Annotated in this window: 15 protein-coding genes, 1 tRNA gene and 1 pseudogene; 10 read left to right on the top strand and 7 right to left on the bottom strand. The window is 73.5% G+C overall.

All coding sequences use genetic code 11. The features are described from left to right. Positions 1–50: 50 nt before the first annotated feature. The 3 genes from FH969_RS09905 (at position 51) to rdgB (ending at position 4,267) form a co-directional block, all read left to right on the top strand. On the top strand, positions 51–2,702 hold the full coding sequence (locus FH969_RS09905; RefSeq protein WP_234417530.1) for a phosphoenolpyruvate carboxylase: 2,652 nt from the start codon (positions 51–53) through the stop codon (positions 2,700–2,702). A 93-nt stretch (positions 2,703–2,795) separates the two neighbouring features. Beyond that, positions 2,796–3,602, top strand: a complete 807-nt coding sequence (rph, locus tag FH969_RS09900) for a ribonuclease PH (RefSeq protein WP_139987128.1) — start codon at positions 2,796–2,798, stop codon at positions 3,600–3,602. Further along, positions 3,599–4,267: an RdgB/HAM1 family non-canonical purine NTP pyrophosphatase gene (gene rdgB / locus FH969_RS09895; RefSeq protein ID WP_139987127.1), complete on the top strand. Its 669-nt coding sequence runs from the start codon at positions 3,599–3,601 to the stop codon at positions 4,265–4,267. The genes rph and rdgB overlap by 4 nt, the downstream gene beginning before the upstream one ends. Before the next feature lie 103 nt (positions 4,268–4,370). Here rdgB and FH969_RS09890 read toward each other — a convergent pair whose 3' ends face one another. Then, positions 4,371–5,174: a transglutaminase-like domain-containing protein gene (locus FH969_RS09890; RefSeq protein WP_108719498.1), complete on the bottom strand. Its 804-nt coding sequence runs from the start codon at positions 5,172–5,174 to the stop codon at positions 4,371–4,373. 150 nt (positions 5,175–5,324) lie between these two features. Between FH969_RS09890 and FH969_RS09885 the strand changes: the two genes are divergently transcribed. From FH969_RS09885 to FH969_RS09870, 4 genes are read left to right on the top strand one after another with little or no spacing between them, the layout of a single operon-like run. After that, a complete protein-coding gene (locus FH969_RS09885) occupies positions 5,325–6,617 on the top strand; it encodes a dicarboxylate/amino acid:cation symporter (protein ID WP_139987126.1) in 1,293 nt (430 codons plus the stop codon). 60 nt (positions 6,618–6,677) lie between these two features. Next, a complete protein-coding gene (locus tag FH969_RS09880) occupies positions 6,678–7,679 on the top strand; it encodes a phosphotransferase (RefSeq protein ID WP_139987125.1) in 1,002 nt (333 codons plus the stop codon). Positions 7,680–7,686: 7 nt separating this feature from the next. Continuing rightward, positions 7,687–9,321, top strand: coding sequence for an ATP-binding cassette domain-containing protein (locus FH969_RS09875; protein ID WP_139987124.1), 1,635 nt, complete (start codon positions 7,687–7,689; stop codon positions 9,319–9,321). Between the two features lie 16 nt (positions 9,322–9,337). Then, the gene (locus FH969_RS09870; RefSeq protein WP_139987123.1) at positions 9,338–10,336 is read left to right on the top strand and encodes an NAD-dependent epimerase/dehydratase family protein; all 999 of its coding nucleotides are present in this window, start codon (positions 9,338–9,340) and stop codon (positions 10,334–10,336) included. A 9-nt stretch (positions 10,337–10,345) separates the two neighbouring features. On the opposite strand, the gene FH969_RS09865 is transcribed toward FH969_RS09870, so the two are convergent. The 3 genes from FH969_RS09865 to FH969_RS09855 all read right to left on the bottom strand — a co-directional run bounded on the left by FH969_RS09865 (position 10,346) and on the right by FH969_RS09855 (position 12,225). Next, positions 10,346–11,071 (bottom strand): GOLPH3/VPS74 family protein, encoded by a 726-nt coding sequence (locus tag FH969_RS09865; RefSeq protein ID WP_139987122.1) that lies wholly within the window; start codon positions 11,069–11,071, stop codon positions 10,346–10,348. A gap of 133 nt (positions 11,072–11,204) precedes the next feature. Then, positions 11,205–11,678 carry a YbaK/EbsC family protein gene (locus FH969_RS09860; RefSeq protein WP_108719504.1) on the bottom strand — a complete coding sequence of 158 codons (474 nt, stop codon included), beginning with the start codon at positions 11,676–11,678 and terminating at the stop codon, positions 11,205–11,207. A gap of 7 nt (positions 11,679–11,685) precedes the next feature. After that, a complete protein-coding gene (locus FH969_RS09855) occupies positions 11,686–12,225 on the bottom strand; it encodes a DUF4916 domain-containing protein (RefSeq protein WP_139987121.1) in 540 nt (179 codons plus the stop codon). A 304-nt stretch (positions 12,226–12,529) separates the two neighbouring features. Between FH969_RS09855 and FH969_RS09850 the strand changes: the two genes are divergently transcribed. Then, positions 12,530–12,796: an FUSC family protein gene (locus FH969_RS09850; protein ID WP_139987120.1), complete on the top strand. Its 267-nt coding sequence runs from the start codon at positions 12,530–12,532 to the stop codon at positions 12,794–12,796. Here the strand turns inward: FH969_RS09850 and FH969_RS09845 are convergent. Both FH969_RS09845 and FH969_RS09840 read right to left on the bottom strand, forming a co-directional pair. Next, positions 12,750–13,421 (bottom strand): DUF6328 family protein, encoded by a 672-nt coding sequence (locus FH969_RS09845; protein WP_342777012.1) that lies wholly within the window; start codon positions 13,419–13,421, stop codon positions 12,750–12,752. The two genes, FH969_RS09850 and FH969_RS09845, sit on opposite strands and share 47 nt — an antisense overlap. Positions 13,422–13,427: 6 nt before the next feature. Next, complete coding sequence (locus tag FH969_RS09840; RefSeq protein ID WP_139987119.1) at positions 13,428–13,727, bottom strand: DUF7218 family protein; 300 nt, start codon at positions 13,725–13,727, stop codon at positions 13,428–13,430. 128 nt (positions 13,728–13,855) lie between these two features. Between FH969_RS09840 and FH969_RS09835 the strand changes: the two genes are divergently transcribed. Both FH969_RS09835 and FH969_RS09830 read left to right on the top strand, forming a co-directional pair. Beyond that, on the top strand, positions 13,856–14,590 hold the full coding sequence (locus FH969_RS09835) for a VIT1/CCC1 transporter family protein (protein WP_180359751.1): 735 nt from the start codon (positions 13,856–13,858) through the stop codon (positions 14,588–14,590). Positions 14,591–14,658: 68 nt separating this feature from the next. Next, positions 14,659–14,734: transfer RNA gene (locus FH969_RS09830), tRNA-His, on the top strand. Here FH969_RS09830 and FH969_RS09825 read toward each other — a convergent pair. Beyond that, a pseudogene (locus FH969_RS09825) lies at positions 14,727–15,097 on the bottom strand (recombinase family protein); the annotation flags it as partial. The gene FH969_RS09830 and the pseudogene FH969_RS09825 overlap by 8 nt on opposite strands.

The following is a 15,097-nucleotide window of genomic DNA, read 5'->3' as shown; positions in this document are numbered from 1 at the left end:
CCCTCCGCGGGCGGCCACCACCCGCCGCGGATGATGAGAAAGGTGACCGCATGGCCTCCGACGCCCGTACCAGCGTGGCTCCCCAGATGCCCGACGAGCTCCGCTCCGACGTCCGACTGCTCGGCGAGCTGCTCGGCACGGTCCTGACCGAGAGCGGCGGCGAGGAGCTGTTCGGGGCCGTCGAGGAGCTGCGCGCGCTCACCATCGCCGCGTACGCGGGCGACGAGGACGCGTTCGCGAAGGCCGAGGAGCTGGTCGAGTCCTTCACCCCGGAGCGCGCCGCCGAGGTGGCCCGCGCCTTCACCTGCTACTTCCACCTCGTCAACCTCGCGGAGGAGTACCACCGGGTGCGCACGCTGCGCGGCCGGGACTTCTCCAGCCCGGAAGGCATCCTGCCCGCCGTCGACACCCTGCCCGGCGCGATCTCGCAGCTGCGCGGCGAGGTGGGCGAGGAGGAGACGATGCGTCGCCTCGCGGCCCTGGAGTTCCGCCCGGTGCTGACGGCGCACCCGACGGAGGCTCGCCGTCGTGCCGTCTCGCAGGCGATCCGTCGGATCTCGGCGCTGCTGGCGGAGCAGGACGACCCGCGCACGAACGAGGCCGAGCATCGCGAGCTGCGCCGCCGGCTCCTCGAGGAGATCGACGTGCTGTGGCGGACGTCGCCGATCCGCAAGGAGAAGCCCACCCCGCTGGACGAGGTCCGTACGGCGATGAGCATCTTCGACGGCACGCTCTTCGAGCAGCTCCCGCTCATCTACCGCTCGCTCGACATGGCGCTGCAGCCCACGACGTCGGGCACCGTGCCGCCCAAGGCGCCCGCGTTCGTCAAGTTCGGCACCTGGATCGGCGGTGACCGGGACGGCAACCCCAACGTCACGGCGAAGATCACCCGCGAGGCGTCGATCATCGCGGCCGAGCACATCCTCCTGGGCCTGCGCCACCACACGAGTCGGATCGGTCGTGAGCTCACGGTCGACAGGACGTCGACGCCGCCCAGCAAGGCGCTGCTCGCGATCCAGCAGAAGCACCACGACCTGTCCGAGGACCTCGCCGCCACCATCGAGTCGCGCACGCAGGGGGAGCCGCACCGCCAGGTGCTGCTCATGATGGCCGAGCGCCTCGACGCGACGCGCACCCGGAACGCGGACCTCGCCTACCACGGTCCCGAGGAGTACCTCGCCGATCTGCGCACGGTGCAGGCCTCGCTCGCCGCGGCGGGTGACGCGCGCGCGGCCTACGGGGAGCTGCAGCACCTCATCTGGCAGGCGGAGTCGTTCGGCTTCCACCTCGCCGAGCTCGAGGTGCGCCAGCACTCCCAGGTGCACCGCGAGACGCTCGAGGAGATCGAGCGGCTGGGGATCGACGGCGACCTCTCCCCGCGCTCGAAGGAGGTGCTGGAGACCTACCGGATCGTCGGGCGGATCCAGCGCCGGTACGGCCCGCTCGCGGCGCGCCGCTACATCGTGTCCTTCACCCAGGCGCCCGAGGACCTCGCGAACGTCTACCGCCTTGCGGCCCTCGCGGCGGGCGACGGCAAGCCGCCCGTGATCGACGCCATCCCGCTGTTCGAGACCTTCGACGACCTCAACAACTCCGTGGACATCCTCGAGGCGATGCTCGAGCTGCCCGAGGTGCAGGAGCGGCTCGCGGCGACCGGCCGCAAGGTCGAGGTGATGCTCGGCTACTCCGACTCCTCCAAGGACGTCGGGCCGGTCTCGGCGACCCTCGCGCTCTACGACGCGCAGGCGCGGATCGCGCGGTGGGCGCAGAGGCACGACATCGAGCTCACGCTGTTCCACGGCCGCGGCGGTGCGCTCGGCCGCGGCGGCGGCCCGGCCAACCGCGCGGTGCTGGGCCAGCCCCCGCACTCCGTGGAGGGCCGGTTCAAGCTCACCGAGCAGGGCGAGGTCATCTTCGCGCGCTACGGCGACAAGGCGATCGCGTCCCGGCACATCGACCAGGTCGGCGCCGCCACGCTCATGCAGGGCTCGCCGTCGATCGAGCAGCGCAACGCGGGCGCCGCGGAGCGGTTCGCTGAGATCGCGGCAGTGATGGACCGCGTCTCGCGCGAGCGGTTCTACGAGCTCGTGAAGGCGGACGGCTTCCCGCAGTGGTTCGCACAGGTGACGCCGCTGGAGGAGGTCGGCCTCCTCGCCCTGGGTTCCCGCCCGGCCAAGCGTGGCCTCTCGGTCAACTCCCTTGACGACCTGCGCGCGATCCCGTGGGTGTTCTCGTGGACGCAGGCCCGGATCAACCTCACCGGCTGGTTCGGCCTCGGCACGGCGCTCGCGGCCGTGGGCGATGTCGAGGTGCTGCGCCAGGCCTACCGCGAGTGGCCGCTGCTGGCCGCGATGCTCGACAACGTCGAGATGTCGCTGTCCAAGGCGGACGAGCGGATCGCCCGCGCCTACCTCGCGCTCGGAGATCGCGACGACCTCGCCGGCCTCGTGATGGAGGAGATGGAGCTCACCCGCGAGTGGGTGCTCAAGGCGACCGGCCACGGCCGACCGCTCGAGGGCTCTCGCGTGCTCGGTCGAGCCGTGCAGCTGCGCTCGCCCTACGTCGACGCGCTCTCGCTGATCCAGCTGCGGGCGCTGCGCCGGCTGCGGCGCGGGGCGCCCGAGGAGGAGGTGGCCGAGCTGCGCCACCTGCTGCTGCTGTCGGTCAACGGCGTCGCGGCGGGGTTGCAGAACACCGGCTGACCCGCTTCGCGAGAGGTTTCCTGCCGCCTGCGAGAGGGTCTCTGTCTTTCGCGAGAGGATCCTCGTCCCAATCGCGAGTGCGAGGATGGCCGCATGACCTCCCAGACTCCCGCGGCGATCACGCGCGCCGACGGCCGCGCCCCCGACGAGCTCCGCCCGATCCGGATCACCCGCGGGTGGCTGGACTCCGCCGAGGGCAGCGTCCTGGTCGAGTTCGGCGGCACGCGTGTGCTCTGCGCCGCGTCGTTCACGGCGGGCGTCCCGCGCTGGCGCAGGGGCTCCGGCGAGGGCTGGGTCACCGCCGAGTACGCGATGCTGCCGCGCGCCACGTCCACGCGCAGCGACCGCGAGTCGGTCAAGGGCCGCATCGGCGGCCGCACCCACGAGATCTCCCGCCTCATCGGCCGCAGCCTGCGCGCTGTGATCGACGTCGCGGCGCTCGGGGAGAACACGATCGTGCTCGACTGCGATGTGCTCCAGGCCGACGGCGGCACCCGCACCGCAGCGATCACGGGCGCCTACGTCGCGCTCGCCGACGCCGTCGCGTGGGGCCAGCGCGCGGGCCACGTCAAGGCCGGCACCGTGCTGCGCGACTCGGTCGCCGCCGTGAGCGTCGGCATCATTGACGGCGTCCCGATGCTCGACCTGCCCTACGTCGAGGACGTCCGCGCCGAGACCGACATGAACGTCGTCGTCACCGGCTCGGGCTCGTTCGTCGAGGTGCAGGGCACCGCCGAGGGCGCGCCGTTCGACCGCGCCGAGCTCGACGCGCTTCTCGACCTCGCCCTCGTCGGCACCTCGCGCCTCGCCCGCCTCCAGCAGGAGGCGCTCGCCGCCGAGCCCGCAGGTTTCCCCGCCGCAGCGACCGCAGCGCCGGCAGAGACGGCGGCGGACGCGTGAGCGCGGCCCCGACGGCGAGCACGGCGACATCGCAGCCTCGCCTCGTCCTCGCCACGCGCAACGCGCACAAGGTCGGCGAGCTGCGCGCGGTCCTCGTCGGGTCGGCGGACGCCCCGGGCGCGCTGCCCACGCTGGCGCCGGCCGCCGTCGTGGGCGCTGACGCCTACCCGCACGTGCCCGACGTCGTCGAGGACGGCGTGACCTTCGCCGAGAACGCGCTGCTCAAGGCCCGCGCCCTCGCGGCGGCCACCGGCCTGCCCGCGGTCGCGGACGACTCGGGGCTCGCCGTCGACGTCCTCGGTGGAGCGCCCGGCATCTTCTCCGCGCGGTGGGCGGGCCGGCACGGCGACGATGCCGCCAACCTCGACCTGCTCATGGCCCAGCTCGCCGACGTCCGCGACGAGCACCGCGGCGCGGCGTTCGTGTGCGCGGCGGCGCTTGTCACGCCGTCAGGCACCGAGGTCGTTCGGGAGGGGCGGCTGGCCGGCACGCTGCTGCGCGCGGGGCGCGGCGAGGGTGGGTTCGGCTACGACCCGATCCTCGTGCCCGACGGCGAGGCTCGCTCGTGCGCCGAGCTCACCCCCGCGGAGAAGAACGCGATCAGCCACCGGGGCCAGGCGTTCCGCCTCCTCGCGCCCGACATCGCGGCCGCGCTGTCGGCCTGAGGGCGGCGAAGATCGCCTCGCGAAAGGACGAAGATCGCCTCGCGAAAGGACGAAGATCGCCTCGCGAAAGGACGAAGATCACCTCGCGAAAGGGAGGCGGAGGTCAGCCGAGCGTGACGAGCTGTGTGACGTCGTCGTTCGGGAGCACGTCGGCGACGGCGGACACCTCGATCGCCTGTAGCGCCGCCTGCCCGTGGTGCACCGAGAGGAACGCGGTGTCGGAGGCGTCGAGCCCGGTCGAGATCCGCAGCAAGGTCTCGCGCGGTGCGAGCGTCGTGGCGTCCACGACGTGCCACTGCCCCTTGAGGTAGGCCTCGGCGACGGCGTGGAAGTCCATCGGGTCCAGCCCTGGGGCGTAGACCGCGACGAGCCGGGCCGGCACGTCCAGGCTGCGCAGCAGCGCGACGACGAGGTGCGCGTAGTCGCGGCACACGCCCTGCCGCGCGAGCAACGTCCGGGTCGCGCCGTCGGTCGGCAGCGAGGAGCCGGGGACGTAGGACAGGCGCGTGCCCACCCAGGAGCTGACCGAGGCGAGCAGGTCCGAGGCGGGCAGGCCGGCGAACTCGGCCTTCGCCGTCGGCGCAAGCGCGTCCGACTCGCAGTAGCGGCTCGGCCGTAGGTAGCGCAGGAGGTCCCACTCGGTGACCTCGATCGGGTCGATCCGCCCCTGCACCGTCACGGAGTAGTCCAGGGTGAGCGGTCCGATCTCGGCGTTGACGACGTGCACCCGCGTGCCGTGCTGCGTGAGCAGCTCCTGCGGGGTGACGGACTGCCCGTTCGCGGTGATCGCCCACGTCTCGGTCGCTGCGCCCGCGTCGAGGTAGGGCTGCGCGACGCCGATCTCGAGGGCGAGGGTCGCGGGGGAGGTGACGTCGAGCTCGAGGTGGGCCGTGGCCGTGCGCTGCATGGGGACACCCTCGCACGGGCGGTGTTTCGCCCGGGTGTCGCGACCACCACACCTCGGCGCCGGCGCGAGCGCGGATCGTCACGGCACCGAAACGGACGGGTCACGCCCCGGTGACTGCCGCGCAACGGCGCCCGCCTAGCGTCTCGGCTCATGAAGGCTCTCAAGAACCCCGGCGTCCAGATCGGGATCGGCGCGGTCCTCGGCATCCTGTTCGGCCTCGTGGTCGGGGACTGGGCAGGCAACATCAAGTTCGTCGGCGACCTGTTCATCCGCCTCATCCAGATGTCCATCGTGCCGCTCGTGATGTCGTCGGTGATCGTCGCGACGGCGTCGATGTCGGGCGCCGGCACGGGCAAGATCGCCGCGCGGACGTTCTCCTGGATGATCGGGTTCTCCGTGGTGGCCGCCGTGCTCGCGTGGGGCCTCGCGACGCTCCTGCAGCCGGGCACGGGGATGGTCTTCAGCGGCGAGCTCGACCCGTCGCTGCAGGAGTCCGCCGGTCAGGCCGGCGGGTGGCAGGAGACGATCCTCGGGTTCGTCTCGACCAACGTCGTGGGCGCCATGGCGTCGGCGGCGATGGTCCCGATCATCGTCTTCTCGCTGCTGTTCGGCGTCGCGCTGCGCGTCCACCGCAGCCAGTCCGGCAGCGCCGTGGTGCTGGACTTCCTCGAGCAGATCCAGAGCGTCGTCCTCATCATGATCCGGATGATCATGCGAGTCGCGCCGATCGGCGTGTTCGCGCTGCTGGCCGCGCTCGCCGGCGACGTCGGGTTCGCCGTCGTGACCACGGCGCTCGGCTACCTCGGCACGACGCTGCTCGGCGTGGTCATCCTGTTCGCCGCGTTCCTCGCCGTCGTGGTGGCGCGCACCCGGGTGAGCCCGGTGCGCCTGCTCACGGCGCTGATCGACCAGACCGTCGTGGCGGTCACGACGACGAGCTCCGCGGTCACGTTCCCCACCGTGCTCAAGACGGCGGTGGAGAAGGTCGGCATCAGCCAGCGGGTCGCGAGCTTCACGCTCTCGCTCGGCCTCACGATGGGCTCCTACGGCGCGGTGCTCAACTACACGATCGTCATCCTGTTCCTCGCCCAGGCCGGTGGCGTCGAGCTCGGCCCCGGGCAGGTCGTGCTCGGCATGGGCCTGGCGATCCTGCTCAACATGGGCACCATCACGGTGCCGGGCGGCTTCCCGGTGGTCGCGATGTTCCTCGCCACCACGCTCGGGCTGCCCTTCGAGGCGGTCGGCCTGCTCATCGCCGTCGACTGGTTCACCGGCATCTTCCGGACCTTCCTCAACGTCAACGGCGACACCTTCGTCGCGATGCTCGTGGCCGACGCCGAGGGTGAGCTCGACCGCGACGTGTTCGAGGGCCGCGCGCAGGTCGTGGCGCAGGAGCTCGAGGTCGACGAGGAGCGGCTGGTCGCGGCCGACCGCCTCGACTGAGCCGTCCCTCCGCCCCGAAACGGAGTTGTCCGCGGCGCCGCTCTCGGGGAGGGTGGGTCGGTGCCCGACGCCCGACCCTTCTCCGCCGTCGTCCGCAGCCCGGAGTGGCTCGCGGACGCCGGTGCCTGGGCGACCGCCGCGCTGAGCGACCTCGGCGACGCACGGCACGAGCCCGCCGGACCGGCCCGTCTGCACCGCGTGCGGCCGTGGTCCGCGCAGGTCGTGCTGCCCACGCGCGGCGGTGACGTGTGGCTCAAGGCGTGCGCGGACTACGCCCGCTTCGAGCCGGGGCTGCAGGTCGTGCTCGCGCGCCTCGCTCCCGACCACGTCCAGGAGCCGCTCGCCGTCGACGCGGCCCGCGGCTGGCTGCTCACCGCCGACCACGGGCCGTCGGTCGGGGAGGGCGACGGCGAGCAGGGTCACCTCGTGCGCGAGGACTGGGTCGAGGTCGTCCGCCTCATCGCTCAGCTGCACGTCGCGTGCGCCGACGCGCGTGAGGAGCTGCTCGCGACCGGCGTGCCGGACCGCTCCCCGCAGACCGTCCCCGCGCGGCTCGACGCCCTCGTCGCGATCCTGTCGGCCCGGCCGGACGAGGAGCCGGGACACCTCAGCGCATCGCGCGCCGAGGAGCTGCTGGGGCTTCGCCCCGCCGTCGCGCAGGCGTGCGAGGTGGCGGAGTCGATCGGCCTGCCGCTCACCTGGGTGCACGGGGACCTGCACCGGTGGAACGTCTACGCCGAGGCGGGGAGCCTCAGGGTCTTCGACCTCGGCGACTCGCAGTGGTCGAACCCGCTGACCGAGCTCGAGATGCCCCGGCACATCGTCGGCGACGACCCGCTCGTCCGGATGACGCTGCTCGACGAGGTCCTCGCGCCGTGGGGCCGCACGTGGCGCGACGTCACGCCCGAGGTCGCGACCGCCGTCGCCGTCCTGCACCAGGTCAATCGCGCCGAGGTCTGGCTCGGCGCGACCGCCCAGGCCGACGAGGACGAACGGCGCCAGTGGGGCGCCTCGCCCGAGGAGGAGCTCGCCGCGCTCGTCCCGCTCCTGCTGCGGGCGTGAGGCGCCGATGACCACGCTGCTGCGCGCCCGCGACGTCGCGTTCGCCTACCCCTCCGCGCCCGGCACGCCCGTGCTCGCACGCCTGGGCCTCACGCTGCGCGTCGGCGACCGGCTCGGCGTCGTGGGCGAGAACGGCTCGGGCAAGTCGACGCTGCTCGGCGTGCTCGCCGGCGACCTCGCGCCCACGGCGGGGGACGTCGAGCGCGCGGGCTCGCTCGCCGTCGTGCCGCAGGAGATGGCCGACGGCGCAGCCACCGTCGGCGATCTCGTCGCCCGGAGCCTCGGCACGGCTCGGGCGGCCGCCGCGCGGCTGGAGGCCGCGCTCGCGTCGGGCGACGGGGGCACGCACGGCGGTGCGGAGCGGTCGCGCGACGTCGCGCTCGCCGTCGAGCAGTACGAGGCCAGCGCCGCCTGGGACGCCGATCGCCTCCTCGACGAGGCGCTCACCCGGTTCGGCGCACCGCGCGACCCGGCGCGGCCGCTCGCGGCGATGAGCGTGGGCGAGCGCTACCGCGTGCGCCTCGCGTGCCGGCTGGCCGAAGGCGCCGACGCCGTGCTGCTCGACGAACCCACCAACCACCTCGACCCCACGGCGCTCGCCCACCTCACGCAGCGCATCCGCACGTGGCCCGGCGGGGTCATCGTGGTGACCCACGACCGGCAGCTGCTCGACGACGTCGCGACCGCGGTCCTCGATCTCGACCCCACCGTCGACGGCGTGCCCGCCCGCTACGGCGCCCGGCGCGGCGTCGGGTTCGGCTACGCGGACTACCGGCGCGCCAAGCGGGCGGCCCTCGCGCGGTGGCGCACGCGGTACCGCGCCGAGCAGGAGCGGCTCGCGGAGCTGTTCGATCGCCGGGACTACGCCTACGAGCACCTCTCGGACGAGTGGCGGCCGCCCAAGGGGTCGAAGAAGAACCGCCGCGGGACCCGCGCGCGCCAGCACGTCAAGGCCGCCGACCGCGCGCACGCGCGGCTCGAGCGCACGGCTGTTGACGTGCCGCCCCCGCCGCCCGAGATCGCCCTGCCCGCGCTCGACGGCGAGCCCGCCGCGCGCACGTCCATCGCCTCGGGGGGTCGGGTGCTGGCGCTCACGGGCGCCGTGGTCCCGGGCCGCCTCGACCGCCCCGACCTCGCCGTCGAGCTCGGTCCGGGCGGGCGGCTGCTCGTCGTGGGCCCGAACGGCGCGGGCAAGTCGACGCTGCTCGCGCTGCTGGCCGCGGCCGTGGCGCCGGACGTGCGGGTCGGCTACCTCGCGCAGGAGGCCGCGTTCGACGCCGCGACGGTCGGCGGCGCACAGGACGTCGCGACGGCGCGCATCCTCGCCGCGCTCGAGGACGGGTCGCTCGAGCCCGACTCCGTGGTCCCGCTCGCCACGACGGGCCTCGTCGCTCCCGAGGACCTCGACCGGCCGGTGGCCGAGCTGTCGGTGGGCCGTCGTCGTCGGCTCGACCTCGCGCTCACCCTCATGACCGCGCCGCACGTCCTGGTGCTCGACGAGCCGACGAACCACCTCGCCGTCGACCTCATGGACGCGCTGACGGCGTGGCTGCGCGAGGTGGGCGCCGCCGTCGTGGTCGCGACTCACGACCGCCGGATGCGCGCGGACCTCGCGGACTGGCCCACGCTCGACCTCGGGTGACGCGTAGGGTCGAGGGGTGACGCAGCGACGCATCCTCTACATCGGCGGTACCGGGGTCATCAGCACGTCGTGCGTGGCGCGATCCCTCGCGCTCGGCGACGACGTGACGGTCCTCAACCGGGGCAACGGCTCCCGACCGCTGCCCGACGGCGCCCGCTCGCTCGTGGCCGACGTGCGCGACCCGGGCTCCGTGCGCGCCGTGCTCGGTGACGCCGAGTTCGACGCCGTGGCGGAGTTCGTCGCGTTCACGCCCGAGCACGTGGCCACGGACGTGGAGCTGTTCGAGGGTCGCACCGGGCAGTACGTCTTCATCAGCTCCGCGTCGGCGTACCAGAAGCCGCCGTCGCGCCTGCCGATCCGCGAGTCGACGCCGCTGCGCAACCCGTTCTGGGAGTACTCGCGGAACAAGATCGCGTGCGAGGACCTGCTCGTGGCCGCCTACCGCGAGCGCGGCTTCCCAGCGACGATCGTGCGCCCCTCGCACACCTACGACGACACCCTGCTGCCCACGATGGGGCACTGGACCGACATCGCGCGGATGCGCGCGGGCAAGCCGGTCGTGGTGCACGGCGACGGCACGAGCCTGTGGACCCTCACGCACGCCGAGGACTTCGCCGTCGGCTTCGCGGGGCTGCTTGCGAACCCGCGCACGGTGGGCGAGGCGTTCACGCTCACCGGCACGCACGCGCCGACGTGGAACCAGGTCTACACGTGGCTCGCCGACGCGGCCGGGGTGTCCGACGTCGAGCTCGTGCACGTCGCGTCGGACTCGATCGCGGCGTTCCGCCCGGACCTCGGCCCCGGCCTCGTGGGCGACAAGGCGCACTCCGCCGTCTTCGACTGCACGGCCGTGCGCGAGCTCGTGCCCGACTTCCGCACGACGATCACGTTCGACGAGGGCGCCCGGCGCATCCTCGCCCACTACGACGCGCACCCCGAGCTGCAGGTGCTCGATGGCGAGCTCGACGCCGCGTTCGACGCGATGGTCGCCTGGGCTCGCTCCGCCGGACGCTGACCGCGCTCCTCAGGACCCGCTCGTCACCACGATCGTCGGCACCACGGCGGCGGCGATGATCACGGTGGTGATCTCCTCGAGCGTCTTGGCGACGGCGCGTCCGGCCCACTGCGTCTCGCGCAGCTGTTTCGCGCGCCCCTTGAGGGCCCTCTTGTCGAGGTCGGGGAAGAGTCGCGGCGCGGCGTCGATCGCCCCGACGACCGCCGCCAGCGCGGCAGTGCGCGGCGTGGCGGGGTTGCTGCCCTGGTAGACCGCACGGAGGTCACCCAGCAGCGCCCGCCGGGTGCGCGGGTCGCGCGCGGGGTGCACGGTGCGCGGGAAGAGCCCAAGCATGCGCTGCGAGGACTCCTGCACGAGTCCCTCGGCGACCAGCCACGCGGTGAGGTGGCCGCGCAGCTTCCCCGTGGTGTCGGAGAACGTGTAGACCCCGATCGACGTGATGGCGTCCTTGGGCTTCTTCCCGGCCGCGTCCTCGGCGATCCGCGCGAGCAGAGCGTCCTCGGGCGGGGGAGCGCTGGTGCGGTAGAAGCGGCCGGGCCCCACGGGGTACGGCTGCGCGGGTGCGTCCTGGATCTCGCCCTTCTCGGGCGTGAGGCCGAGCGTGCCGTCGAGCACGAACCCGACGAGCGTCGCGCCCAGCAGCGCGGGTCCGAGGCTCGAGGAGTCGACGAGCGTGGTGCCCTTGTCCTCGTCGAGCGTGAGCAGGAGGAGGTCGGCGGCGAGCGGGCGGTCCATCGGCGGTCCCTTCCGTAGCGGTGGGACCAGTGAACGCCGCGCCGCGGCGGGAGGGCTCCGTCGTCGGGACGATCTGCGCCGAGGGTTGCCTCCACCGCGCGGCGGAGTCACCTACGACGGCGAGCGCGCGCCGTCAGGCCGGCGGAGCCACGCGGGCGACGTCGACCCACGTGCCGCCCGTCAGGTCGGCCAGGCGCGACGGCGTGAGGCGGACCGCGGTGTTCGTCCCGCCCGCGGCCGGCAGGACCTCCTCCCACGCGAGCAGGGAGCGGTCCAGGTAGACCGGCAGCGGTTCGGTGAGGCCGAACGGGCAGACGCCGCCGACGGGGTGTCCCGTGCGCGCGAGGGCCTCGTCCGCCGAGAGCATGCGCGCCTTGCAGCCGAACGTGGCCTTGTACGCCTGGTTGTCGATCCGGGCGTCGCCCGCCATGACGAGCAGCACCGGGACGTCGCCGTGCCACAGCGAGAGGGTCTTCGCGATCTGACCGGGCGCGACGCCGTGCGCCGCTGCCGCGAGCGGGACCGTCGCCGTCGAGTCCTGCGTCACGAGCACGGTGAGCTCGGGGGCGTGCTCGGCGAGGAACGCGGCCGCGCTCACGGCCGTCATGCCGTGGTCACGGCAGGGCGCCCAGGTGCGCGATGGCGCCCGTCACGAGCGCGCCGTGCCCCGAGACGCACTCGGCCTGGACGGCCTCCTCGAGCGCCTCGCGGGGGGTGAGCCACGCGAGCTGCAGCGCGTCGGCCTGGGCCGCGACGTCGCCGTCGACCGGCACGACGTACGCGAGCGACACCGCGTGCTGGCGAGGGTCCTGGAAGGCGCCGGGGACCGCCGCCGGGAAGTACTCGTTGACCGCGAACGGCTGGAGGGAGGCGGGGATGCGCGGCAGCGCCATCGGTCCGAGGTCCTTCTCGATGTGCCGCGCGATCGCGCTGCGGAGCGGCTCGTGCAGCAGCACGCGACCCGAGATCACCGTCCGCCACAGGCCGCCCTCGCGCGGGCTGCGCAGGATCAGGCCGACGCGCGAGAGGCTGCCGTCGGAGTCCAGGCGCACCGGCACCACGTCGACGTACACCATCGGCACCTTGCGCCGGACGAAGTCGAGGTTCTCCGGGGAGAGCCAGGGGCCCAGGTCGTCCGCGCGCACGTCACTCACGCGTCCATCAGTACCACACGGGCCACCGGACGCAGCCCGAGTCCGCCTCGACCCGGCGGCCGCCGTCCGAGTGGCGCGCGACACCTGCGGGCGGGACTCACCCGAGCGAGACGCGAGAATGGCGGACGTGGGCGAGCAGACACCGCGACCGGCGGACGGGGTCAGCCGGCCCGACACACCGGCCGCCGACGCGGCCGCGGCCGCCAACGCGGTCGCCCGAACCCTTACCTCGCCCGCGTGAGCCGCGTCTCGCGCACCGTCGCCGCGGACCTCGCCCAGGTGAAGCCCGCCCCCGGCGCTCGCGCTGCAGCCGTCGGTGGCCGTGACCCTCGCGCTGGTCGTCGTGCTGCAGATGCTCACCGAGCTGCTGGTCGCGCGGCACTACGGCGCCGCCCTCGTGTTCATCACGCCGCTCGCGCTGCTCGTGGTGCAGGTCTCGGCGCCCGAGCCGGTGGCTCAGCTCCTCCTCGCGCGCGGGGTCGAGACGGTCATCGGGATCGCGGTCGGCGTGGTGATCGCGGTGCTCACGCGGCGTCCGCCGCACGACGCTCCCGACCCCGACGACCCGTGAGCCGGTGCGGCAGCACGAACCACAGCAGTGCGAGCCCGGTCGCCGCCAGGACGCCGACGATCACGCCGGCGGTGCGCGACAGCACGACGTCGAACGCGAGCATCGCCGTCCCCGTCACCACGAGCCCGAGCATCACGAGCGCGGTGCGAGCCAGGCGGTTGCTCGTGCGTACGAGCGGCGCCTTGAGGCCCTTCTGGAACAGCGCGCGGTGCACGCTCACGGGAGCGATGAGCACCCCCGTCGTCCCGACGGCGAGCACCACAAGCACGAGGTAGAGCGTGCGCTGGTAGTGGTCGAGGTCGGCGAACGCGGCCTGGAACGGCAGCGTGAGCAGGAAGCCGGACAGCACCTGCACGCCGGTCTGCATGACGCGCAGCTCCTGCAGGAGCTCGTTCCAGTTGCGGTCCGAGCGCTGCTCGATCGTCTCGCTGCGCCCGTCGCCGGGCCGGTCGTCGACGCCGTCGGGCGGCACGTGGGCGGGGTGCGGCGCAGCCGGGTGCGCCGACTGCACGACGGCGGGCTCGCCGTCGTGCGCCGACTGCACGACGGCGGGCTCGCCGTCGTGCGCCGCCTCGCCCCCGGCGGGGCGTGCGTCGGGCGGACCGGGGCGATCGTGAGTGCCCACGCGACGTCAGTGGTTGCGCAGCGCGCCGACGAGCTCGGCCTTGCGCATCGACGAGCGGCCCGAGATGCCGAGCTCGCCCGCGCGCTTGCGCAGGTCCGCGACGGTCCAGTCCTCGTAGGAGCCCGCCTCGCCGCCCTTGCGCCCGACGGCGGAGCGACCCTGCGCCGCGGCGGCGTTGGAGATCCGGGCCGCCTTCTCCTTGCTCGCGCCGTCCTTGCGCAGCTCGGTGTAGAGCTCCGGGTCCTTGACGCTCGGGCCCGGGCCCTCGTCGCCGCCGTTGCTCTCTGGCTGACGTCCTCGAGCCATGACTCGTCCTCCCTCGGATCGGGTGCTCCCCACCCTGCCCGTGCACGCCGTCCGCGGCAAGGCGGGAAGGGAAGGCGCAGGGAAGGCGCAGGGAAGGCGTGGTGAATCGGCGGGTCGTCAACCGATCGTTGCCCTACCCTGGCCACGCGCTGCGATGGCTGCTGGCGCCCCGGTGGAGCGCTGAGACGGGGGAGTGGGACACCGAGGGGGACGCGCTGCGGCGCGAGCTCACCTCGCACGCCAACGACGGCGTGATCTCCTCCGCCGCCATCCTTCAGGGACTTCTGTCGGCCGGCGCCACGGGGCACGAGGCCGTCATCGGGGTCCTCGCGCTCATGACCGTCGGGGTGCTGACCTCGGCCGGGACGGCGTTCGGCGAGGCCTCGGCGGAGCGGCGCAGCCAGCTCGCGATCGTCGCGGACGAGCAGCGCCGGCTGGCGCAGGCGCCGGAGGAGGAGCTCGAGGAGCTGGTGGAGCACTACCGCGCGAAGGGGCTCTCGGACGAGCTCAGCCGGGCGGTCGCCGAGGAGCTGCACGCGAAGGACGCGCTCGCGGCGCAGCTCGACGCCGAGTTCGACCTCGACGCGCCGGCGACGGCGTGGTGGCCCCTGCGGATGGCGGCCTACGCAGGACTGGCCTTCCTCGCCGGGAGCCTGCTGCCGCTGCTCCTCAGCCTCGTGCTGCCGACGGGCTGGATCGGCGAGGTCACGGTGCCCGTCGTGGCCCTCAGCCTGGTGGTCTCCGGCTGGATCGGCTCGCGCAGCGAGCACGGCCGGGCGTGGGTGGCGATCCTGCGGACCGTGGTCATCGGCGTGGTGGTGCTCGGGATCTCCACGCTCGCAGGGTCGCTCGTCACGTTCTGACCGACGCGGCCGATGTGCGGGAGTCCCGCGCGGCTCGGGTACACTGGTCCGGCGCCGCAGGCGCGATGGTGGGTATAGCTCAGCTGGTAGAGCACCTGGTTGTGGTCCAGGGGGTCGCGGGTTCAAGTCCCGTTACTCACCCCAAATGGGTCAGGTGCGAACTTGCGACCAAGGGTCCGCCCTTGGTCGCGGTTCGCGCCTGGCCCATCTTGTTTGCCTCGGCGGCCCAGCTCAGGGCGTCGGCATGGAGGCCGGACAGGCTCAGCCCGTCGTACGGGTTGCGGTAGCCGACGCGCACGTCGTTGTCCTCGTCGATGTAGATCGTCTTGAACAGCGCCTGATTGATGAGCCGATGGTTCGCGTCGTCGGCGTGCTCGTAGATGTCGGCGGCGTTGGACAGCAGTTTCAGGGAGTCGTCGAGGTTCTCTCGCGCAGCCGTGTAGTGGCCGTGGTGCGCGCTGATCCTGTGTTCGACGGTGATCCGGTCCTGCTCGCGCTTGAGGAGGT

The organism is Miniimonas arenae, assembly GCF_006351005.1.
Classification (GTDB): domain Bacteria; phylum Actinomycetota; class Actinomycetes; order Actinomycetales; family Beutenbergiaceae; genus Miniimonas; species Miniimonas arenae.
This window is presented reverse-complemented; position numbering and strand designations above follow the sequence as displayed.

Excerpts from the sequence above, each read along its gene's own strand:
- FH969_RS09890 (WP_108719498.1), bottom strand. The coding sequence starts at position 5,174 with ATGCAGCGCACGGCCACGGCCCACCTCGAGCTCGACGTCACCTCCCCC.
- FH969_RS09875 (WP_139987124.1), top strand. The coding sequence starts at position 7,687 with ATGACCACGCTGCTGCGCGCCCGCGACGTCGCGTTCGCCTACCCCTCC.
- FH969_RS09885 (WP_139987126.1), top strand. The coding sequence starts at position 5,325 with ATGAAGGCTCTCAAGAACCCCGGCGTCCAGATCGGGATCGGCGCGGTC.
- FH969_RS09905 (WP_234417530.1), top strand. The coding sequence starts at position 51 with ATGGCCTCCGACGCCCGTACCAGCGTGGCTCCCCAGATGCCCGACGAG.
- FH969_RS09865 (WP_139987122.1), bottom strand. The coding sequence starts at position 11,071 with ATGGACCGCCCGCTCGCCGCCGACCTCCTCCTGCTCACGCTCGACGAG.
- FH969_RS09860 (WP_108719504.1), bottom strand. The coding sequence starts at position 11,678 with ATGACGGCCGTGAGCGCGGCCGCGTTCCTCGCCGAGCACGCCCCCGAG.
- rph (WP_139987128.1), top strand. The coding sequence starts at position 2,796 with ATGACCTCCCAGACTCCCGCGGCGATCACGCGCGCCGACGGCCGCGCC.
- FH969_RS09840 (WP_139987119.1), bottom strand. The coding sequence starts at position 13,727 with ATGGCTCGAGGACGTCAGCCAGAGAGCAACGGCGGCGACGAGGGCCCG.